16 protein-coding genes are annotated in these 23,900 nt (G+C 32.6%); 4 read left to right on the plus strand and 12 right to left on the minus strand.

The genetic code is table 11. The annotated features are described in order from the left end of the window. The 5 genes from ACOYLP_RS03725 to argS all read right to left on the minus strand — a co-directional run. Positions 1-296: hypothetical protein (locus tag ACOYLP_RS03725; RefSeq protein ID WP_422854832.1), on the minus strand; the 296-nt coding region annotated here is incomplete at its 3' end. A gap of 10 nt (positions 297-306) precedes the next feature. Continuing rightward, positions 307-1,173: a DUF5777 family beta-barrel protein gene (locus ACOYLP_RS03730; RefSeq protein ID WP_422854833.1), complete on the minus strand. Its 867-nt coding sequence runs from the start codon at positions 1,171-1,173 to the stop codon at positions 307-309. A 15-nt stretch (positions 1,174-1,188) separates the two neighbouring features. Then, entirely contained in the window at positions 1,189-1,584 is a 396-nt protein-coding gene (locus tag ACOYLP_RS03735) for an OB-fold protein (RefSeq protein WP_422854834.1), read from the minus strand. 316 nt (positions 1,585-1,900) lie between these two features. Further along, positions 1,901-2,083, minus strand: coding sequence for a hypothetical protein (locus ACOYLP_RS03740; protein WP_422854835.1), 183 nt, complete (start codon positions 2,081-2,083; stop codon positions 1,901-1,903). A gap of 55 nt (positions 2,084-2,138) precedes the next feature. Next, positions 2,139-3,926: an arginine--tRNA ligase gene (argS, locus tag ACOYLP_RS03745; protein WP_422854836.1), complete on the minus strand. Its 1,788-nt coding sequence runs from the start codon at positions 3,924-3,926 to the stop codon at positions 2,139-2,141. Positions 3,927-4,137: 211 nt separating this feature from the next. Here argS and ACOYLP_RS03750 point away from each other — a divergent pair, with 211 nt between their 5' ends. Continuing rightward, a complete protein-coding gene (locus tag ACOYLP_RS03750) occupies positions 4,138-8,748 on the plus strand; it encodes a choice-of-anchor L domain-containing protein (RefSeq protein WP_422854837.1) in 4,611 nt (1,536 codons plus the stop codon). A gap of 52 nt (positions 8,749-8,800) precedes the next feature. Here ACOYLP_RS03750 and ACOYLP_RS03755 read toward each other — a convergent pair whose 3' ends face one another. Then, positions 8,801-9,805 carry a 3-oxoacyl-ACP synthase III family protein gene (locus tag ACOYLP_RS03755; RefSeq protein ID WP_422854838.1) on the minus strand — a complete coding sequence of 335 codons (1,005 nt, stop codon included), beginning with the start codon at positions 9,803-9,805 and terminating at the stop codon, positions 8,801-8,803. Positions 9,806-10,003: 198 nt separating this feature from the next. Here ACOYLP_RS03755 and ACOYLP_RS03760 point away from each other — a divergent pair, with 198 nt between their 5' ends. Further along, entirely contained in the window at positions 10,004-12,418 is a 2,415-nt protein-coding gene (locus ACOYLP_RS03760) for a prolyl oligopeptidase family serine peptidase (RefSeq protein WP_422854839.1), read from the plus strand. Between the two features lie 41 nt (positions 12,419-12,459). Here the strand turns inward: ACOYLP_RS03760 and ACOYLP_RS03765 are convergent, their stop codons facing one another. The 3 genes from ACOYLP_RS03765 to ACOYLP_RS03775 form a co-directional block, all read right to left on the minus strand. Further along, complete coding sequence (locus ACOYLP_RS03765; RefSeq protein WP_422854840.1) at positions 12,460-13,383, minus strand: ABC transporter ATP-binding protein; 924 nt, start codon at positions 13,381-13,383, stop codon at positions 12,460-12,462. Positions 13,384-13,492: 109 nt separating this feature from the next. Further along, on the minus strand, positions 13,493-14,803 hold the full coding sequence (locus ACOYLP_RS03770) for an ABC1 kinase family protein (protein WP_422854841.1): 1,311 nt from the start codon (positions 14,801-14,803) through the stop codon (positions 13,493-13,495). A 3-nt stretch (positions 14,804-14,806) separates the two neighbouring features. Then, positions 14,807-15,475: a TetR family transcriptional regulator C-terminal domain-containing protein gene (locus ACOYLP_RS03775; RefSeq protein WP_422854842.1), complete on the minus strand. Its 669-nt coding sequence runs from the start codon at positions 15,473-15,475 to the stop codon at positions 14,807-14,809. Between the two features lie 370 nt (positions 15,476-15,845). Here ACOYLP_RS03775 and htpG point away from each other — a divergent pair, with 370 nt between their 5' ends. After that, a complete protein-coding gene (gene htpG, locus ACOYLP_RS03780) occupies positions 15,846-17,732 on the plus strand; it encodes a molecular chaperone HtpG (protein WP_422854843.1) in 1,887 nt (628 codons plus the stop codon). 90 nt (positions 17,733-17,822) lie between these two features. On the opposite strand, the gene ACOYLP_RS03785 is transcribed toward htpG, so the two are convergent. Continuing rightward, a complete protein-coding gene (locus ACOYLP_RS03785; RefSeq protein ID WP_422854844.1) occupies positions 17,823-19,928 on the minus strand; it encodes a TonB-dependent receptor domain-containing protein in 2,106 nt (701 codons plus the stop codon). A gap of 92 nt (positions 19,929-20,020) precedes the next feature. Here ACOYLP_RS03785 and ACOYLP_RS03790 point away from each other — a divergent pair, with 92 nt between their 5' ends. Continuing rightward, entirely contained in the window at positions 20,021-20,422 is a 402-nt protein-coding gene (locus tag ACOYLP_RS03790) for a DUF2721 domain-containing protein (RefSeq protein WP_422854846.1), read from the plus strand. Positions 20,423-20,476: 54 nt separating this feature from the next. Here the strand turns inward: ACOYLP_RS03790 and carB are convergent, their stop codons facing one another. Together carB and rpmH are read right to left on the minus strand one after the other, a co-directional pair. After that, complete coding sequence (carB, locus tag ACOYLP_RS03795; RefSeq protein ID WP_422854847.1) at positions 20,477-23,329, minus strand: carbamoyl-phosphate synthase large subunit; 2,853 nt, start codon at positions 23,327-23,329, stop codon at positions 20,477-20,479. A gap of 221 nt (positions 23,330-23,550) precedes the next feature. Then, entirely contained in the window at positions 23,551-23,712 is a 162-nt protein-coding gene (gene rpmH, locus ACOYLP_RS03800; protein WP_008464848.1) for a 50S ribosomal protein L34, read from the minus strand. Positions 23,713-23,900: the final 188 nt, after the last annotated feature.

Below are 23,900 nucleotides of genomic sequence, written 5' to 3' on the forward strand. Positions count from 1 at the left end.
CGCAGCATCTTACCACTTGGAGGCATTACACTTCCACAGTCACCTCCAATTTTACACAAAACACTTCCGTTTTCTATGGCATCTTTTACTTGGTCATAATTAGTTAATGCAGGATGTTCACCATTGGCAGAATGGCATGAAGTACATTTTGCAGTCATTATAGGTTTAATGTTTGCGTTATAAGTTGGGTTTGTAACAACTGGTTGAATTTCTTGAATAGTAGTTGTATCACATGATATTATTAAATAGCCAGCCAATAAAACCGATAAAACCAATATTATTTTTATTTTTTTCATAATTTTTTTTTTAAAATACTCTATACATATTAAATCCGAAATAAAGACTTCCTTTACCCCAATCTCCTCCAGCATTAGAGAATATTGCGACATCATTCATAGGTTGACTGTTTGAGAAAACCAATTGAAACACATGTCCGCCGGTTTCAATATCTAAACCTACAGTTAGCGGATTGTGATAAATGGAATTAGTATCTTCGGGTAAATTTAACCTAGCAGCATATTCAAGATTAATGCTTAATCTTTTTGCTATTTTATAACGTGTTCCTGCTCCAACTAAGTAGATATTCTTTTGGTCATATAGAGCATCGTATAAATTTTTGTGTACAAAAATACCCGCTAATTCTCCTGAAAATGAATTAGAAAATTTTCTTGATAGTAATAATTGGGTTGTAAATGCCAAACGATTATTAAATTTTAATCCAGGATATAATTCTTTTTTTAATTCACTATTAATATCCATGGTATTATATCCAACAATAGTTACAGGAAAACCATCAACTTGTTGATTTGCAAGCCTGTATTTTATGGCAAACTCATAGGTTTTTTGGTAAGTATGTCTAGATACCCCAAAAGAAAGCCAATCTGCAGCACCATAGATGCCGCCTATTTTGGTTAAGGCATTATCCAAACCAAAGAAATTATTAATACCGTATTTTAAATCTCCAAAACGGTGAGAAACCAGAAAATAAAATTCTCCTTTGGCTGGGAGTTTAGTTGACTGCATATTACAAACTTGTAATCCTTTGAAAGCAGCAGATGCTAATTCTTTTTCTTTTGGAACAGAATCGAGTTCCTTCATTAATTCATCTTGAGCATTTACTATCGTAAAAGCAAAAAACAATAAGGCTGATAAGGCAATTTTGATTAACTTCATTTTTAAATTTATTTATTATTTGGAAAGGTTACATTGATCAAGTCTTACTTCTCCCAATAGGTCATCATAGCCAACTACTCTTCCTTTTACAGTTACTTTTTGATCTTTTTTTAGAGTTTTAGAAGCATTTGAAAAATTACAGTTAACCGAATTATCTAAAATCACTTCTTTGTCATTAATTGATGTAACAATTCCAGAAACGGATACTGGTTTTTCAAGGTATTTTTTATTTGAAGCTGTAGCGTTTGAACTGAATTCAGTTACAATTGCTGCGGAGGAAACTGAAAAATCGGGTTCTTCAGATTGAATATCTCTTTTACCTACATTATAAGCATAATAGCGAATAGATAAAAACGAGACAATTAAAACAATTGCTATTATTCCTAAAATTTTTAATACTCTTTTTAACATAATTATTTAATACAGGTTTTTATTTTTTTTCAAAACTAAAACCTAAAAAATAAAGATTGCATTGAGTTTTGAATTATAACTGTAAAACAAATGAGATATTATCTACATTAATTGATTACTAAAAAAATGTAAATCTAAAAATTAAAACCTGCAAAACTTCCGGTTAAAATTAATTTTTGCTTAAATTTAAGTAATGATTGTCGTTTCCACCATTACTATCATGTTTTAATCTTATAGTAGTAGCCTTAAATTCGAGTACTTTCCATTCTTCTTCAATTTCATCAAGAGCATTGCCTTTGTAATGTAAATCAAATCTCTAATAACTACTTTCATCATACAAATCACAATCTCCGTTGGTGGTGATAGCATTTTTTATTGCTGTACAAGTACCGTTAGAATTGAAATTAAAATTATAACAATCATAATAACTGAAATCCACATTACAATCTCCATAGAAATAGAAAACATAACAAGAACCAATAGTTAAAACATCCGACAAGACCAAATTTCAGGAGCTTGAAACCAAACGTAATGTGAAATTGAGTTTTAAAAAATTACATTCTCTGTGGCACTTCAATTCCGAGCAGTTTAAAAGCCGATTTTATGGTATCGGCTACTTTTTGTGAAAGCTGTACTCTAAAAACTTTCTTAGTCCTATTTTCTTCCCCCAAAATGGAAACCGATTGATAAAACGAATTGTATTCTTTTACTAATTCATAAGTATAATTAGCAACTAAAGCAGGCGAATGATTGTTAGCCGCGTTTTGAATTACCTCAGGATAAAGCTCTATTTGTTTGAGAAGTTCTTTTTCTTTTGGGTGAAGTGATTCTTCGCTAGCACTAAGAATGACATTTTGGTAATCAAAATCTGCTTTTCGTAAAATAGATTGAATTCGAGCGTAAGTATATTGAATAAATGGCCCAGTATTTCCGGCAAAATCAACAGATTCTTCAGGATTGAAAAGGATTTGTTTTTTAGGATCAACTTTTAGAATATAATATTTCAAAGCACCTAAACCAATTGTTTTGAACAAATTGGCTTTTTCTTCAGCTGAATACCCTTCTAATTTTCCTAAATCAGTGGCTATTTTCCCGGCAGTTTCAGTCATTTCTTCCATCAAATCATCGGCATCAACAACAGTTCCTTCACGAGATTTCATTTTCCCAGAAGGTAATTCGACCATTCCATATGACAAATGATATAAGCTTTCAGCCCAATGAAATCCTAATTTTTTTAAAATTAAAAACAATACTTTAAAGTGATAATCTTGTTCATTACCAACAGTATAGACCATTCCAGCAACATCTGGAAAATCTTTTACGCGTTGAATTGCAGTTCCAATATCCTGTGTCATATAAACCGCTGTTCCGTCAGAACGTAACACAATTTTTCGGTCTAGTCCATCAGGAGTTAAATCAATCCAAACGGAACCATCAGCATCTTTTTCGAAAATGCCTTTTTCCAAACCGAATTGCACCACTTCTTTTCCTAACAAATAGGTATTACTTTCATAATAATAACTATCGAAATCAACGCCGAGATTTTTATAGGTTTGAGCAAAACCATTGTAAACCCATTGATTCATAGTTTTCCAAAGTTGGATAACTTCAGGTTTTCCGGCCTCCCAATCGAGAAGCATTTGTTGAGCTTCCAAAATAATTGGTGCTAGTTTTTTAGCGTCGTCTTCTGTTTTTCCTTGAGCGATTAATTCACTTATTTGAACTTTATATTCTTGGTCAAATTTTACATAGAAATTCCCAACCAGTTTGTCTCCTTTCAAACCTGAAGTTTCTGGAGTTTGTCCGTTACCAAATTTTTGCCAAGCCAACATTGATTTACAGATGTGAATTCCCCTGTCATTTATAATTTGGGTTTTATATACTTTTTTACCTGAAGCTTTGATAATTTCTGCAACGGAATATCCTAATAGATTATTTCGAACATGGCCGAGGTGTAAAGGTTTGTTTGTATTTGGCGAAGAATATTCGACCATTATCGCTTTTTCAGTTGGAGAAATTTCAGCAAAACCAAAGTTTTTATTATTTTTTATTTCGTTAAAAAAAGTAAGATAATAATTATCTGAAACTACTATATTTAAGAAACCGGAAACAACATTAAAACGAATAATTTCATTTACATTTTCAACTAAATAGTTCCCAATTTTAGTTCCTATATCAATTGGGTTTCCTTTAATAAGCTTCAATAATGGAAAAATAACCATGGTAATATCGCCTTCAAACTCCTTACGTGTAATTTGAAATTCAACTCTATCAATAGAAACATCGAATAATTGACGAACTGCATTTTGTATTGGTGAAGTAAGAATTTGCGAAAGGTTCATTTTAATTTATTTTAAGATGGCAAAGATAAACATTACAAAATAATTTTAACAGATAGAGAAATTTATAAAAAACATAGTTGAAATTTTTTATAATAAACGTATAATTTGTAAGTTTTTATTTTAAAATATATTAATATTTTGCATTTCGTCGATTTTATTTGTATTTAAACGATTTTTGTGTCGATATTTGCTTTGTCAAAATCCCCATGTTATGAAAAAATTATTAAACTTAACTTCAATCTTACTCACAGCGATTGGTTTTTCACAGCATATAACCGTGAGTACTTCTAGTTACACTGTGCCTGAAATGGTAAACAATGTGCTAATTGGCTCTCCTTGTGTTTCTGCGTCAAATATTACATGGAGTACCGGTACAAATTTTGGTTCTACGAATGGAATTGGTTTTTTTCAAAACACAAATCCAAATTTTCCTATGCAAAGTGGAGTTGTACTGAGTACTGGTGATGTTACAAATGCTTCAGGTCCAAACAATACCTTACTTAGTGATGGAACACCTGCTTGGTCAGGAGATGCCAGTCTAGAAACTACCATGGCTTCTTATGGCGTTTCCATGGTTTCTAAAAATGCAACAATACTTGAATTTGATTTTACACCAATATCGTCTTATTTTAGTTTTGATTTTATTTTTGCTTCTGAAGAATATGGTAATTTTCAATGTCAGTTTTCAGACTCATTTGCTTTCTTGTTGACAAATACATCCACTGGTGTAACAACAAACTTAGCAGTTTTACCTAACTCAAATACTCCTATATCAGTTGTTACTATTAGAGATTTTTTGTATAATTCATCTTGCCCATCAGTTAATAGCCAATTTTTTGGTAGTTATAATGGAGGGTCAAATGCAGAATCTTCAGCAACAAATTTTAACGGACAGACAAAAGTTTTAACTGCAGAATCAGTATTAACACCTGGAGTTACATATCATATCAAATTAGTTATCTCTGATAGAGTTGACCCTCAATTTGATTCTGCAATTTTTATTGCAGCAAATAGTTTAAATATTGGGCAAGAAGTTTTAGGTCAAGATTTATTAATTTCTAATAATAATGCTGTATGTTTTGGAACCAATCATACTATTGATACTGGACTTAGCACTACAAATTATTCTTTTGTTTGGAAAAAAAATAATTTGGTATTAAATGGAGAGACAGGTTCTAGTTTAATTATAAATCAACCAGGAACATATAGTGTAACTTATGCTGAAATGCAAAATGGTTGTCAACCTTATACTGATAGTATTGAAGTTCAATATTATCCACAAATAACATCACCAAATCCAAATAATCTATATAAATGTGATTTGAGCGCCCCATCATATACTTATAATCTAGATTTAAATACTTCAAGAGTAATACAAGGTTTAGATCCGCTAACAAGTGTTTCTTATTTTATTTCTCAAAATGATGCTGATAATAATATAAATCCGCTTCCTTTACTATATAATAGCGCGAGTGGACAAAGAATATATGTTAGAATTCAGTTACCAAATAGAAGTTGTTTTATTGTTAAATCTTTTCAATTACTTGTTTCACCAGGCCCGGTTGCAAATCAACCACAAGACATCATTAAATGTTCAAGATCCTCATCACAAAACAATGCCGTTTTTAACTTAACATCTCGAACATTCTCGATATTAAATGGTCAATCTTCAACTATAAATTCTGTTTCTTATTATACTTCAATAAATGATGCAAATAATGGAACTAATCCAATAGCAAATTCTAATTCTTTCACCTCTTCGGGACAAACTATATATGTTAGAGTTCAAAATGTTATCGATTCTTCATGTTTTAGTATTACGAGTTTTAATCTTATAGTTATGCCGTTGCCCCTTGTTGATATATTACAAAATGTTATTGTATGTACAAACTACATATTGCCTCCGTTAACGAATGGTAACTATTTTACTGGCCCTAATGGAAGTGGACTACCTCTTTTTGCTGGTACTGTTATTACTCAAACTCAAACAATATATATATTCAATCAACCTGGAGGACCTGGATCGTGTGCTGCTAATAGTTCATTTACTGTTACTATAATTGAGGAAGGTTTATTAACACCATCAAATATAACTCGTTGTGGAAGCTATACTCTACCTGCAACCATTGGAAAATATTATACTGGGCCAAGTGCTACAGGAACACAAATTCCTTCTGGAACAGTAATAACCGCATCTCAAATAGTCTATTTTTATTTTATAACTACAACACCACAAATCTGTACTGTAGATTCAAGTTTTACTATCACAATTCTTCCTACTATTGAAGTAGGAACAAGACCTGATGTGTTTGAGTGTTCTTCCTATACTTTACCAGCCTTAACTGTAGGTAATTATTTTACCGGAGCTGGTGGAACTGGAACTCAACTAGTAGCAGGAACTCCAATAACAACAAGCAAAACAATATATGTATATGCAACTACTGGTGGAACTACTCCATGTACTGATGAAGATTCTTTTGAAGTTTTCATAGGAATTGAACAACCAGCAGATATTTCACAATGTAATGGATACACTTTGCCTGCACTTAGTATTGGAAAATATTATACTGGTCCAAGTGGTTCCGGCACAGAAATTCCAGCTGGGACAATAATAAATAACAATTCGATAGTTTATATATATGCAGAGACAACAAGTGGATTAAATAATTGCACTGATAATTTACATTTTACAATAGCTATTGCTCAACCTCAAATTGATACTTTACCAAATGTTTCAGCTTGTATAACTTATACTTTACCAACACTTACCAATGGTCAATATTTTGCAGGGATTAATGGAACCGGGACAATGTTGTATCCAGGCGATGTAATCCTTTCAACACAAACCATTTACATTTTTAAAAGATTAAATGACACTTGTTTTAATCAAAATAGTTTTACTGTTACGATTAATCCATTACCAAATATTGATTCTCGTTCTGATATAGATATTTGTAATCAATATGTGTTAACTCCTTTAAATGTTGGAAAATATTATACTGGACCTAACGGTACAGGAACATTATTGCCTTCTGGAACTGTAATAACTTCTTCTCAAAGAATTTATATTTATGCTATTTCAAATACTGTTCCTGCTTGTAGTACAGAAAATAGTTTTCAGATAAATATATTCTCAACTTCAGCAGATGTTTTACCAAATGTAACTGCTTGCGATAGCTATACGTTACCAATTTTAACACCAAATAATAAATTTTATACTCAATCTGGAGGTCCAAATGGAAGTGGTATAGAAATATTGCCAGGTACAGTAATTACAACCAGTCAAACAATTTATATTTTTAAAGAATCATTAATACGTACTTCTTTCTCTTGTGTTGATGAAACCTCATTTACCGTAACTATAAATAATACTCCTATAATTACTTCAATTGCAAATGTTGCTGCATGTAATTCCTATACATTGAGACCATTAATTGTAGGCAATTATTACACTGGACCAAATGGTTCTGGGAATTTAATGCATGCTGGTGACGTATTAACTTCATCACAAACAGTTTATGTATACGCTCATACAGCGACTTCGCCTAACTGTTCTAGTGAAGTTAGTTTTGCGGTGACAATATTTAATGTAGATAATTTATCAAATATAACTATTTGTGAAAATTATACTTTACCTGCATTAACTATTGGTAAATATTATACTGGTTCAAATGCTACTGGAACGATGCTGACTGCTGGTTCTTCTATATCAACATCACAAACTATTTATATTTATGCTGTTTCTCCTTATTCTCCTTTATGTTCTGATGAAAGTTCATTTACAGTAACTATCATTGATACTCCCGTTGCAAATGCTGTCCCAACAGCATTAAGAACTATCTGTGATGAAGATGGAACTAATGATGGAATAATTGATTTTAACTTTTCTTCATTATCAGCATCAATTCTCGGAACTCAAACGGGCAGTGAATTTAGTATTACTTATTATGAAAGTATGGAAAATGCAACTACCGCAATAAACCCGGTATTATCTTCTAATAAAAAAACTATTTACGTTAGAGTTAGTAATTCATTTGCTCCAAATTGTTATGCAATATCACCAATAACCATAATTGTAAATAAACTACCAGAACCAAATCCGATAGATGGTATAATTTGTATAGACAGTGAAAAAGGAACACTTTTAAATGCTTACACGATTTATAGTGGATTAAGTTCAGCTCTTTATACTTTTGTATGGACAAATGAAGCAGGAAATACCCTTGGGACTTCAAGTATGTATCAAGCAATTTTGCCAGGATTATATACTTTAGTAGTTAAAAATAGAGCTACGGGATGTGTATCAGAGCCTGTTACTGTTACTGTTAGTCCATCAGAACCTGCAATTGTAACCTATGAGGTGAGTGAAGACTTTGCTGACAGTCAATCAATCACGGTAACGGCAACTGGTCAAGGAAATAATTTTGAATACCAATTGAATAATGGACCATTTCAAGACAGTAATGTTTTTGATAATGTACCTTCTGGAATTCATTCTATTACCGTTAGAGACAAAAATGGTTGTGGAAGCACTACTATTAAGGCTTTGGTTGTAAACTATCCAAAATACTTCACCCCAAATAACGATGGATATAATGACACTTGGAATATTAAAGATTTATCTAATCAACCTAGTGCAAGTATCGTAATTTATGACCGTTATGGTAAATTGCTAACACAAATAAGACCAAGTAATAGCGGATGGGATGGAACGTATAATGGAAATCCTATGCCATCTGACGATTATTGGTTTAGTGTGACTTACATGGATGAAAACAAAGTTAATCAAGAATTTAGAGCTCATTTCGCTATGAAACGATAACCTAATACTTACTATGCTAAGAAAAGCCATCTCTAAAGGGATGGCTTTCTATTTACCATTTAATAATAGCACTTGCCCAAGTAAATCCACTTCCGAAAGCAGCCAAGACAATTGTGTCGCCTTTTTTTATTTTCCCTTGTTCCCATGCTTCGGTCAACGCAATCGGAATAGACGCTGCCGTTGTATTGCCATATTTTTGAATATTATTGAAAACTTGCTCATCAGTCAAGCTAAATTTCTTTTGAATAAACTGTGAAATTCTCAAGTTGGCCTGATGTGGAATTAACATATCAATATCGGATACCTTTAAATTATTGGCTTGCAAACCTTCATTGATTACTTCGCTAAATCGAACTACAGCGTGTTTGAAAACAAACTGACCATTCATATACGGATAATAACTTTCATCATCCGGATTGTTGTCTGCCAAAATATCAGTTACCCATCTTCCTCCCATCCCAGGAGCTAAAACGGCTAACTCTTTAGCATGCTCTCCTTCTGAATGAAGATGTGTGGAAAGAATCCTGCTATCGTCATTACTTCTACTTAAAACAGCTGCTCCTGCTCCATCACCAAAAATTACGGAAACTCCCCGACCACGAGTAGTCATATCCAAACCTAAAGATTGAACTTCGGAAGCAACTACCAATATATTTTTATACATTCCGGTTTTAATAAATTGATCAGCAACAGAAAGTGCATACACAAAACCTGAACATTGATTACGAATATCTAAAGCACCAATAGTTTTCATTCCGAGTTCTTTTTGTAATTCAACTCCAGGACCGGGAAAATAATAATCGGGAGAAATTGTAGCAAAAACAATAAAATCAATATCGTCATTAGAAACTCCTGAACGTTCGACGGCAATCTTTGCGGCTTTTACTCCCATGGTTGTAGTGGTGTCTTCACCTCGAACAATGTGTCTTCTTTCCTGAATTCCGGTTCTTTCCTGAATCCATTCATCATTAGTGTCCATTATTTTAGACAAATCATCATTAGTAACAACATTATCGGGAACATAAAACCCCAAGCCTGATATTTTGGAATGAAACATAATTTTTATTTAAATAATTAAAAAACGTTGTGCTAAATTAAACAATTTTAAAAAGCAACAATTTTATTTTAGGATTTAATAAAATGTAAAAACTACTTCGTATTTTCGTCAAAAATCAACCCGAGGCGCAGCCGAAAAGAAGCTTTAGCGAATTGGCGAAGCAGTTGTTTAAAGCGTAGCGGAATATAACTTATACTTATGAAAAAATATTTCTTTTTATTACTATTTTTAGGGTTAGCTGTAACTATTTCTTCAGCACAGGAAAACCTTACGTACCAAAAACCATCCGCTACAATTTTAGCCTTGGCAGATTATGAAAGAGCACCGAGCGTTAGTATGGATTCTAAAAAAGAGTACATGCTTTTCTCTTACCGAAGCACTTATAAAACACTTGATGATTTGAATCAGGAAGAAATGCGTTTGGGTGGTTTACGCATTAATCCAATTACTAATATTGGTAGTGCTATGAATTATATTTCTAATCTAAAAATTAGAAAAGTTACAGATAAAACCGAAACTCAAATAAAAGGTTTGCCGGATAACCCTAGAATTGCACATATCAGTTGGTCTCCAAATGAAAAGAAAATTGCATTCACAAATACCGTTTCAAGCGGAGTTGAATTATGGGTTATTGATGTAGTTTCGGCTTCAGCCATAAAACTTACTACTGCAAACCTTAACGCGAATCTTGGCAGCCCTTATAATTGGATGAAAGACAATGAAACTTTATTTGTGAAAATGATTCCAAAAAATCGTCCTAGCCTAATTGACTGTAAAAAAGATTTGCCAAAAGGCCCAACAGTTTCTTCAAGTGACGGTTCTAAATCGCAAAATAGAACCTATCCAGATTTGTTGAAAAATAAAACCGACGAAACTAATTTTGAAACACTAATGACTTCCGAATTATACAAAGTTTCACTTTCCGGTAAAATAGATTTTTTTAAAGCCGTTGATTTATATGCTGGTGAAAGTTTATCACCTGACGGAAATTATTTAATGATTACCACAATGCAAAAACCATTTTCTTATATCGTTCCGTATAACCGTTTCCCACTAAAAAGTGTAGTGTATGATTTAACCGGAAAAGAAATTAAAGTTGTCAATGAAGTGCCATTGAACGAAGTAATTCCAAAAGGATTTTCATCAGTAAGAAAAGGAAAAAGAAGTATGAGTTGGAGAAACGACAAACCGGCAACCTTGGCTTATGTTGAAGCACTTGATGAAGGTGATCAAGCAAAAAAAGCAGATTTTAGAGATGAGCTTTTTTCATGGAATGCCCCTTTCATTTCTGAACCAACTTCATTACTAAAAACAAAACAACGTTATAGTGGCGTTATTTGGGGTAACGAAAACATTGCTATTGTTTCTGATGAATGGTACGATACTCGTAATACTAAAATCTATTTAATCAATCCATCTAATACAGGTCAAGCGTCTAAAATTATCTCAGACAGAAACTCGCAAGATATTTATTCTGATCCGGGTAATTTTGAAACCAAAAGAAATGAGTACAACCGTTATGTTTTAGCAATCGAAAACAATAATGCTTATCTTATAGGCGATGGTTTTACCAAAGAAGGGCAGTTTCCATTTATTGATGAATATAATTTAGGGACTTTAAAAACAAAACGCCTTTATACCTCAACTTTCAAAGACAAAAAAGAAGATTTGTTATCAATAGAAGATTTCAAAAAAGGAGATGTTTTGGTGCAAATTCAATCCAAAAATGAGTTTCCAAACTATTATTTCAGAAACCTAAAATCTAAAAAATTAACGCAGCTTACCAATTTCAAAAACCCCTTTGAAAGTATCAAAAATGTGTACAAAGAAGTGATTAAGTACAAACGTAAAGATGGTGTAGATTTATCGGGAACGCTTTATTTGCCTGATGGTTATGACCGAACTAAAAAATCAGAAAAATTACCTCTTTTGATTTGGGCTTATCCAGAAGAATTTAAAGATAAAAGCTCAGCTGGTCAAAACAAGCAAAATCCAAATGAATTTACTTTCCCCTATTATGGTTCGTTTGTATATTGGGTAACCAAAGGATATGCAGTTCTTGACGATGCGTCGTTTCCAATTATTGGCGAAGGCACAACGGAACCAAATGACACTTTCATGACACAATTGGTTGATGATGCCGAGGCGGCGATTGATGCTGTAGATAAATTAGGTTACATAAATAGAAAAAAATGTGCTATCGGGGGACATTCATACGGAGCCTTTATGACAGCAAATTTATTGTCACATTCCAATCTTTTTTCTTGTGGAATTGCAAGAAGTGGTGCCTATAACAGAACATTGACACCTTTCGGATTTCAAAGTGAACAAAGAAATTATTGGGATATTCCAGCTATTTACAATGAAATGTCTCCATTTATGAACGCTGATAAAATGAAAACTCCTTTGCTATTAGTTCATGGCGATGCCGACAATAATCCGGGGACATTTACGCTTCAATCAGAACGTTATTTCCAAGCGTTGAAAAATTTGGGAGCGCCAGTAAGATTAGTGTTGTTACCAAAAGAAGCACACAGCTATGTTACTAAAGAAAACATTCTTCATTTGTTATGGGAACAAGATCAGTTTTTGGAAAAGTATTTGAAAAACTAGTTTTAAGAAAATAGAGAATAGAAACCCTGAATTCAAATGATTTAGGGTTTCTTTTTTAAATATATTATTGTTCCAGTTGCAAATTCTTTTTCACTTTCAAAAAATAAAGCTTTGTCAATATTATTTGCCTCAATCAGATAATGACTTCCCAAAAAATAAGACTTTACAACCTCAACTTTTAAGTCTGACTTTTCAACAATATTTAATTGATAGGGATAAATAAGCTCAGTTTTTCCATTAATTTCTATTTCGTTCACATCACCAAAAAGAGAAGCAATGTATTTGTTTTTTGGATAATTATAGATACTTTTTGGATTTCCTTCCTCGATAAGTTGCCCGTCTTTTAAAACCAAAACTTCATCAGCAAAAGACAATACATCTGAACTATCATGTGTGGCAAAAATAGTAGTGATTTTTTTTTCTTTTAAATAACTAAAAAGCTTTCTACGAAGGCTGTTCTTTCTAAAATTATCAATGTGACTAAATGGTTCATCTAATAATAATACTTCAGGTTCAAGTGCCAAGACTCTAGCTAATGCAACTCGTTGCATCTGTCCGCCACTTAAGTTTTTTGGTTTTATATTGGCATAATCCGTCATTTCAACAATTTCCAATAATTCGGAAATACGTGTATTTTTTTGTTCCGGACAACTATTTGATAGGTATTTTCCAATATTTTCGGCAACAGTAATAAAAGGCATTAAATCAAAATCTTGTGCCAAATATTTCATAAAATCCATTCCGGGAATTAAATTGAATTTTGGCCCTAAAACTTCAACATCATTCCAAAATATACTTCCTTTATCTAAATCATACAATCCGTAAATAAGTTTAAGCAAAGTGCTTTTACCACAACCACTTTCTCCAATAACGGCTAGATTCATTCCTTTTTCTAACGAAAAATCAATATTATTTAGTGTAATAGAATCAGTGTAGGAAAAAGAAACATTCTTTACTTGCAACATAGTTTTGAAATGAATGACAAACTTACGAAGATATTTAAAAAAATAAGAGCGAAACTCATATACAAAGTATCGCTCTTATCAACCTGACCAATAAACAAATTTTATCTCATTAAGAAATATATTTTTCAAATGACTTAGTGTCAATTCTGGCTTTTAAATCGTGTAATAAATTATACAATCCGAAGAAAGTTCTATTGATGTATAAAAAATGCTTTGAACCACGGTTGCCATTCATTTTTCGTAATTGCGAATCTTTTGCAAACTCTTCTCCCATTTTAGCAATTTTTCCAAAAAAGTCTTCATCAGAAAAATCAAAATAATTATCATGAAACGGTTTGGTAAACAAACTCAGTAACTCATGAAATATTTTGGTAAAATAAGCCAATTCATTTTCAGAATCATCTGCTCTCAAAATTTCTAATTCATACAATTTAGCATTGAATAATTCAGAATTATTAGTTACTTCTGATTTTGCCAATCCAAAATAAGGCACATAAAATTCCTCTGGGACTTGTTTTATACATCCAAAATCAATAGCAACAAGATTTTGATTTTTGTCTATCAAAAAATTTCCAGGATGTGGATCTGCGTGAACTTGCTTTAAATGATGCATTTGATACATATAAAAATCCCAAAGTGCCTGTCCTATTTCATCGCTTTTTACCCTATCTTTATTATGTGCTGTAAATTCGGAAAGGTGTTCTCCCTCTATCCATTCCATGGTTAAAATCTTTTCAGATGATAATTCAGGATAATATTTTGGAAAACGAAGGTTCTCTATTGATTTACACAAATTTGAAACTTCCAAGCTTTGTTTAAGTTCTAAAACATAATCTGTTTCTTCTAATAATTTATCCTCAACTTCCTTAAAGTATTTATCAGAGTCTTTCCCTTTAATATTAAACATTCGCGTAGCAAAGGGCTTTACCAATGCCAAATCAGAACTAATACTATCTGACACTCCCGGATACTGGATTTTCACAGCAAAATTTTTCCCATCCTTGGTTGCTTTATGTACCTGACCGATACTCGCCGCATTCGTTGCATCCGGGGTGAAAGTGTCAAATATATCTTCTGGATATTTTCCTAAATATTTTTTAAATGTTTTTCGAACTAATGGCGCTGACAAAGGAGGTACTGAAAACTGCGACAGCGAAAATTTATCAACATACGCTTGTGGCATAATGCTTTTATCCATGCTTAGCATCTGGGCTACTTTCAAAGCACTTCCTTTTAAATTTTTCAAACCATCATAAATATCTTCAGCATTATTTTCGTTAAGCTTATCGCGATTCAAAGAAGGATTGATCATTTTTTCACCATAATAGGCAACATAATTCCCTCCAACTTTAATTCCTGTTTTAACCAACTGACTAGCACGTTCTATTTTTCCTGTTGGAATTTTATCAAGTGTTTTCATTTACTAATTTCTTTCTTTCCAAAGGAATTTTCCCAAATCAAATAAATTTTCTAATTGTTTAGTGTCCAACAATCCAACTACTGTATTTACTGATTTCTCAATTAAAACATCTGTTTTTTCAAAACTTTTAGAAGTGTCTTCTACCCAAAATTTTAATAAAAATAAAAACTGTATCCATGCTCCTTCAGAAAAAACAGGCTCGCTAACTTTAAGGAACTTTTCATTTCCATCGGTAGCACTTTGTCTAATAATATCGACAACGAATTCTTTAAATCGATTTCTGAATTGTTTTAAAAACTTCAAATTTTTTAATCCTTGCTTGTTTTCTTTCAGCGTAAACAATATATAGGATCTGTTTAAATTCATAATTTCAAAAACAGTAAAATACAATGCTAGTAATTTATCTTTATCAGTGTAGTTTTTATATGCTTCATCTTTTTCTATACTTGCGGTAGCATTCTCGAAAAACTTAACCCAAATTTCTTGTTTTAAAGAATCAAATGAACCAAAGAAAGAATAAAAATCAGCTTCGCTAATAGCGTGTTTTTCACAAAAAATATAAATGTTTTTTGGTTCTTCATTATGAACAAGAACATCATTCATGAAATTTGAGATTATTACATAATCATCTAGTATTGTTTTTTTTGAAGATGCTTTTTTTGTTGTTGCCATGACATAAAATTTAAACTGGCATAAAAGTAATAATTGTTTAACTATTTACAATAATTATTAAACAAAAAGTTTTGTTAAAGTTTGTAAAAAAAGCGCCCATAATAAATACACACTGAATTCTCGCCCAATCTGATTTAATTCTTTCACTTACCTTATTTAAATCAGCACCGGGCAATGCCATTTAAATCTCACATGTTTGTTTGATTTTAAATTTATAATTTACAATACGATGTGAAATTGTTATAGAATTATTTCAAAATTATTACTCCGTCAATTTGTCATAACTGATACAATTGGTATTAGTTTTGACAAGTCTGAATTCAAAATTGTTTAACCCGCCTTCCGCATGGCAGGCCTTAAAATTATTAATATGACAACAGGAAAAATTAATGTATCCGTAGAAAACATCTTTCCGTTAATCAAGAAGTTTTTATACAATGACCACGAAATTTTCTTGCGTGAATTAGTATCAAACGCAACTGATGCCACACTAAAATTAAAGCATTTAACAAGTATTGGCGAAGCTAAAGTCGAATATGGCAATCCAATTATCGAAGTTAAAATTGACAAAGAAGGCAAAAAAATCCACCTCATCGATCAAGGTCTTGGAATGACTGCTGAAGAAGTTGAGAAATACATCAACCAAATTGCTTTCTCCGGAGCCGAAGAATTTCTAGAAAAATATAAAGACTCTGCCAAAGATTCAGGAATCATTGGTCATTTTGGTCTTGGTTTCTATTCAGCATTTATGGTAGCTTCCAAAGTGGAGATTATTACCAAATCATATAAAGACGAACCAGCTGCACACTGGACATGCGACGGAAGTCCTGAATTTACTATCGTAAAGGCTGACAAAACAGAAAGAGGAACAGAAATCGTTCTTCATATTGCAGAAGATTCTCTAGAGTTTTTAGAGGAATTTAAAATCCGTGAATTACTTACTAAGTATAACAAGTTCATGCCTATTCCAATAAAATTTGGAACTAAAAAAGAAGCACTTCCAAAACCCGAGGATGCTAAAGAAGATTATAAGACTGAATATATTGAAGTAGATAACTTTATCAATAATACCAATCCGGCTTGGACAAAACAACCAATAGATTTGACCGATGAAGATTATAAAAATTTCTATCACGAGTTATATCCTATGCAATTTGAAGAGCCATTATTCAATATTCATTTGAATGTGGATTATCCTTTCAACCTGACAGGAATTTTGTATTTCCCAAAAATGTCAGCCGATTTGCAAATGCAAAAAGACAAAATCCAAATGTATCAAAACCAAGTCTTTGTTACCGATAACGTAGAAGGAATTGTACCTGAGTTTTTAGGTATGCTTAAAGGTGTAATTGACTCGCCAGATATCCCATTAAACGTATCTCGTTCAGGCTTGCAAGCGGATAGTAATGTGAAGAAAATATCAAATTACATCACAAGAAAAGTAGCTGATAAATTGAAGTCATTATTCACTGAAAACCGTGAAGACTTTGAGAAAAAATGGAATGATATCAAAATCGTTTTAGAATACGGTATGCTTTCGGAACCAAAATTCTATGAAAAATCGGGCGACTTTATTTTGTATCCAACAGTTGATGAAAACTATTACAATTTAGCTGAACTAAAAGAAGCGATTACTACTAATCAAACCGATAAAAATGGAAAATTAGTTGTTTTATATGCATCCAACAAAGATGCACAGCACGGTTATATTGAAATCGCTAAAGATAAAGGATATAAAGTATTGTTATTAGATTCTCCAATCGTGTCACATTTAATCCAAAAACTGGAAAGTGATAACGAGAATATGACATTTGTTCGTGTAGACTCTGACCATATTGATAAATTAATACAAAAAGAAGACACTCAGATTTCAAAATTGTCAGAAGACGAGTCAACCCAATTAAAAAATGTTTTAGAAGAAATTGTACCAAAAGCCAATTATTCAGTTCAATTAGAACCAATGGACAGTTCAGCAGCGCCATTCATTATAACGCAACCGGAATTTATGCGAAGAATGAAAGAAATGAGTCAAACAGGCGGAGGTGGAATGTTCGGCATGGGCAATTTCCCGGAAATGTATAATTTGGTGGTAAACACCAATTCAGATTTGGCTACGACCATTTTAAATACTTCTGACAAATCAGCTCAGGAAAGTTTGGTAAAACAAGCTTTAGATTTGGCAAAAATCTCACAAGGATTATTGAAAGGCGAAGAACTTACGGCTTTTGTGAAGCGTAGTTTTGAGTTGATAAAATAAAACAAACGTCAGTTCGAGTGATTCCGATGCAATCGGAATTGCATCGATAACAATTATAAAACCTGTGAGTGAAAGCTTGCAGGTTTTTTATTAATTACCAATCACAGTTCCTTCTTCTTTTTTCTCTTTATTCAACAAATTAGGATCTTCTTTGGCTAACTTATTTTTAGTAGGAATTTTATAATTTAAGGTAAACCCAAATCTTCTGGTATCGTATTTACTTTCGATTAATATTGGTGCTCCAACTGCTGTTAAGCCTTGTCGGTTGGTATTAAGAATATCATCAAAATTCAAAGAAACCGAAAGCTGTTCTTTAAAAAATTTCTTAGAAAAACTCAAATCAAAACTCTCACTAAAAGGTTGTGTTGATACAAAGTAAAAATAATTCCCTCTTGTTGTACTTGTATTATAATTAGCAACAAACTTTATTTCTTTTGGTAAAACGATTTGAGACATTAAATTAAACATCCAAAATCCTTGAGTATCTAGATTAGGAATTTGATGTATTTGATAGCCAGCATAGATGTATAGAAAATTAATTTTATCAGGATTAAAATCAAACTTCATGGTTTCTTTCAATCCTTTAGTAAATAACATATAGGGTAAAGGCATTCCTATATTGAAATTATGTATTTTAATTTCATTTACATTAATGTTTGTATTAGTAACTTGATTATTATCTACAAAAATTCTATTAATGACCTGATTTTTGGCTACACTTACATTATAACCGATAAAAGCATAATCAAAAGCGCTAATCTTTACTTCATAATTATCAAATATAGTTGGCTGTAATTGTGGATTTCCATTATACTCAATGTTTGGATTTTGATAATTGGTGTTATTAGGATTTAATGATGATGTGCTTGGCAAATTTATTTTCTTATTATAATTCATGTTGAAAAAAATCTGCGGTGCAAAATTGTATTGAAGGGTAGCATTTGGAAAAAACCGAAACTGTTTAAATGGTATCAACTCATCTGTATCTGTATTTCCTGTAATTCTATAATCTTCTGCCCTTCCACCTATAATGAAATCAAACTTTTTGTATTTGGCTTGAAATTCTAAATAACCTGAGGCAGTTCTTCTTGTATAATCTAAATTGGTCACACCAAAATTCTGCGTTTCAAAAGTCAGTTCATCTACAAAAGTTCCCATACTCACTTTACCTTCATCAAGTATTTTCAAAGCTTGAGAATAATCTATTTTAAAGTTAAGATAATCTTGTTTGGATGTATTTTCTAAAACATTTGCATTGAAAATTCTTGAGTCTAAATTAAAATTAACATCGTTCTGAGCAAAGTTGAATCTAAAATCTAACTTTTTATTTTTATCTTCAAATCGTTTTTGATAAGTAGCCACTGCATCTTGCCGTAATGTATTTGTTTTACTTGCATCATTTGATATAAAACCTTCTCCAAAACCTTCTGTATCTGCACTTGTTTTATTATAATTAAGATCATAATTAAATAGCAATCTGTCTTTTTCAAAGTCAAAAGTAATGGCAGATTTAATAAAATTATTTCTTGAAACCCTATCTGCATCAGTATCAGAAAGTGTTGTTGTAGTGTTTAATTCTCTCTTAGTAATATTTGACCACAGAGCACTCTCTCTATAACTCTGACCAAGATTCAATTGCCAACCAAAAAGACTATTCTTCGCACTTAGCAATAAACTGTTATTAAAACGTGCTCTCAGTTTATCATATAAAGTAAAATTAACACCTGAGCTATACGTAGCACTCATATATTTTTTTGCTTTCTTACTTGAAATGATATTAATAATAGCACCGCCGGAAGTTGCAGGGAACTCTGCTCCTGGTTGTGTAATGATTTCTATTTTTTCTATCGCATTGGCTGGCATACCTTCTAAAAATGCATTCAATTCATTTGATGAAATGTTTAAAGGTCTGCCATCCATAAAAACATCAAGTTGCTTTCCTTGATACATCATACCGGCTACTTCGGAAATGATTAGTCCTGGCAGCTTTTTTAATCCTTCTAATACAGATCCTGAGTTTAGATGCGCTTGACCGGCAAAATCAAAAATAGTTCTATCTGCTTTTTGTTCTATAGCTTTCTTTTCTTTGGTTATAGTAACTTCTTTAAGCTCTGTAACTTTTTCTTTTTTTTCTTGTGCGAAAACAGTAATAAAGCAGCTGAAAAATAGGATAATAAAAAAGAACTTTAACTTCATCTTATAAAAATTTACTGTAAGACTAAACTGTGATAAATTTGTTACAAATTAATTGTTTTTTACCGACCTTCGTAATTCATTAAATAGTAATTATGACACTTCAAATCGAAACACCGGCTCTACTTTTCTCTGCAACTTCATTAATATTGCTTGCCTATACTAATCGTTTTTTAACTATTGCTCAAATTGTTCGTGGCTTAAAAAATCATTATGATGAAAATCATACTAAAAGTATTTTACTTCAAATCAAAAACCTTAATCTGAGATTGTCATTGATTCGTTATATGCAGCTTTTTGGGGTGCTTTGCCTGTTCCTATCAGTCTTCGCAATGTTCTGTTTGTTTCTTGAAGAACAAATAATTGGTATTTATCTTTTTGGAGCTAGTTTACTGACTTTGCTAATTTCATTGGGTATTTCCTTTTGGGAAATCAGTATTTCTGTCACTGCACTGCAATTGCATTTGAGCGATTTGATTGAAGATAAAACCAAATAGGTAAGGCATAAAAAACCGTAACGAAGTCACGGCCTTAATACCTGTATCTTAATACTATTTACTCAAATACATCTTTCTTCTTGAATACAACTCATAAAACTGATCATCCTTCAAATCATCAATAAATAAAATACTTTCGCCGGTTGATTTCATTTCGGGTCCAAGTGCTTTATTTACATCCTTGAATTTACTGAATGAAAAAACTGGTTGCTTAATAGCAAAACCTTTCAATTGTGGATTGAATTTAAAATCAGTTACTTTATTAACGCCCAGCATTACTTTAGTAGCATAATTTACATATGGTTCGCCATACGCTTTTGCAATAAAAGGCACCGTTCTAGAAGCTCTTGGATTGGCTTCAATGATGTAAACAATATCGTCTTTAATCGCAAATTGGATGTTAATCAAGCCAACAGTTCTAAGTGCTAAGGCAATTTTCTTCGTATGATCTTTTATTTGTTGCATCACGAATTCACCTAAATTAAATGGTGGCAAGGTTGCATTACTATCGCCCGAATGGATTCCGCACGGCTCTATGTGTTCCATGATGCCAATGATATAGACATTCTCACCATCACATATCGCATCCGCTTCAGCTTCAATAGCTCCATCTAAATAATGGTCGAGCAATAATTTATTTCCTGGAATATTTTTGAGCAAATCAATAACATGCTCCTCCAATTCCTGCTTGTTGATGACAATCTTCATACCTTGTCCTCCTAAAACATAAGACGGACGAACCAGTAAAGGAAAATCGAGCACATCGGCTAAAGCCGATGCCTGATCAGCATTTTCAGCAATTCCAAATTTTGGAAACGGGATTTTTAACTCGGTCAGCAATTCTGAAAATCTTCCTCTGTCTTCGGCTAAATCCAGAGCGTCGAATGATGTTCCAAGTATTTTTATATCGTATTTAGATAATTTCTCGGCCAGTTTTAAAGCGGTTTGTCCGCCAAGCTGAACAATTACTCCTTCCGGTTTTTCATGTCGGATAATGTCATAAATATGTTCCCAAAAAACGGGTTCGAAATACAATTTATCAGCAGTGTCAAAATCTGTTGAAACAGTTTCTGGATTGCAGTTAATCATGATGGTTTCATAACCACATTCTTTTGCTGCCAAAACACCGTGAACACAAGAATAATCAAACTCGATTCCTTGTCCTATTCTATTAGGTCCTGAACCTAAAACAACTACTTTTTTCTTGTCAGTCACAATACTTTCATTGTGAACAAATTGGGTACCATCAGCTGATTGAATTTCAGCTTCAAAGGTCGAATAATAATAAGGCGTTAATGCTTTAAATTCGGCTGCACAAGTGTCAACCAATTTATACACACGCTTGATGTTCATTTCTTCACGCAATTTATAAACCTGACTTTCCAAACATTTCAGCATGTGCGCAATTTGCCGGTCGCCGTAGCCTTTTTGCTTCGCTTCTAGTAATAATTCTTTTGGAAGATTGGTAACGTTATATTTAGAAATTTCTTTTTCTATCGTATACAATTCTTCGTATTGCTTCAAAAACCACATATCGATTTTGGTGATTTCGTGGATTCTACTCAATGGAATTCCCATGGCAATGGCATCATAAATGACAAACACTCTGTCCCAACTTGCAAACGTTAATTTCTCGATTATTTGCTCGTAGTTTTTGTACCCCTTTCCGTCTGCACCTAATCCGTTGCGTTTGATTTCTAATGATTGTGTAGCTTTGTGTAACGCTTCTTGAAACGAACGTCCAATTCCCATTACTTCACCAACCGATTTCATTTGCAATCCTAATGTTCTGTCAGCACCTTCAAATTTGTCGAAGTTCCAACGTGGAATTTTGACAATAACATAATCCAAAGTAGGCTCAAATAAAGCAGAAGTAAGTTTTGTAATTTGATTTGGCAATTCGTCTAAATGATATCCTAAAGCCAATTTCGAAGCTACCTTTGCAATTGGATAACCGGTTGCTTTGGAAGCCAATGCTGATGAACGCGAAACTCTTGGATTGATTTCAATGGCTACGATATCTTCTTTTTCGTCTGGCGAAACGGCAAACTGAACGTTGCAACCTCCAGCAAAATTACCAATAGAGCGCATCATTAAAATAGCATAATCTCGCATTCTTTGAAAAGTAGTATCCGATAAGGTCATCGCGGGCGCGACTGTAATCGAATCTCCGGTATGAATTCCCATTGGGTCCATATTTTCGATAGAACAAATGATGACAACATTATCGTTTTTATCCCGAAGTAATTCTAATTCATATTCTTTCCAACCTAGCAAAGCCTTATCAATCAAGACTTCGTGAATGGGTGACATTTCTAAACCATAGGTTAGTTTTTCATCAAATTCTTCTTTGCTATGTACGAATGCGGCTCCGGTTCCACCCAATGTAAACGAAGGACGAATTACTAATGGAAACCCAAATTCCTGAGCAATTTCTTTTCCTTTTAAGAAAGAGGTTGCTGTTTTGGCTGGTGCGGTTGGTACATTTATTTTTTCTAAAAGTTGTTTGAATTGCTCACGGTCTTCGGTTATATTTATGGCATTAATATCGACTCCAATTAATCTAACATTAAAATCTTCCCATATTCCTTTTTCATCAGCTTCCAGACAAAGATTTAACGCAGTTTGTCCACCCATTGTTGGCAAGACAGCATCAATTTGAGGATGTTCTTTGAGAATTTGGATAATGGATTTGGTTGTTAGGGGTAATAAGTAAATATGATCGGCCATACTAGGATCGGTCATAATTGTAGCTGGATTGGAGTTGATTAGGATGACTTCGATTCCTTCTTCACTAATGGAGCGTGCCGATTGGGAACCGGCATAATCAAATTCGCAGGCCTGGCCGATTACAATTGGACCTGAACCTATGATTAAAACCGATTTGATGGAGTTGTCTTTTGGCATTTTTGTATGTGTTGTAAGTTGTGTGTTATGAGTTGTATGTTGATTATGCGAAACCATAGCCCCGATAGCAGTGGAAATCCTTTTTATTTCTCTTTAAAAATAAAAAGATTAGAACGTATAGCGGGAAATAGCTTCGAAAACTTATCAATTTTTATAAACAGGTTTAAAAAAAAGCCGCTACTAATAAAAGTAACGGCTTGATATTGATTAATTACTAATCATTATTTTTTGTGTCTTGGTTCGGAAGATACAGTCAATTTATGTCTTCCTTTTGCTCTACGACGCGCAAGGACTTTTCTTCCATTTGCAGAAGCCATTCTGTCCATAAATCCGTGTTTATTTCTTCTCTTTCTTTTCGATGGTTGAAACGTTCTTTTGCTCATTGCTTAGTATCTTTAAATCTCGTATTAATTTCTATGGTATTATGGCTATTTTTAAACCGAGTGCAAATATACAAACTTTTTTTTTCTGGCAAGTAGTTTTATAAAAATATTTTCATTTGATTTTATTACATTTGCTACCACAAAACAAATAACATATGTTCCACAGATTTATTAAATTAATCATAGCG

This window comes from Flavobacterium sp. (genome assembly GCF_049318325.1).
Taxonomy (GTDB): domain Bacteria; phylum Bacteroidota; class Bacteroidia; order Flavobacteriales; family Flavobacteriaceae; genus Flavobacterium.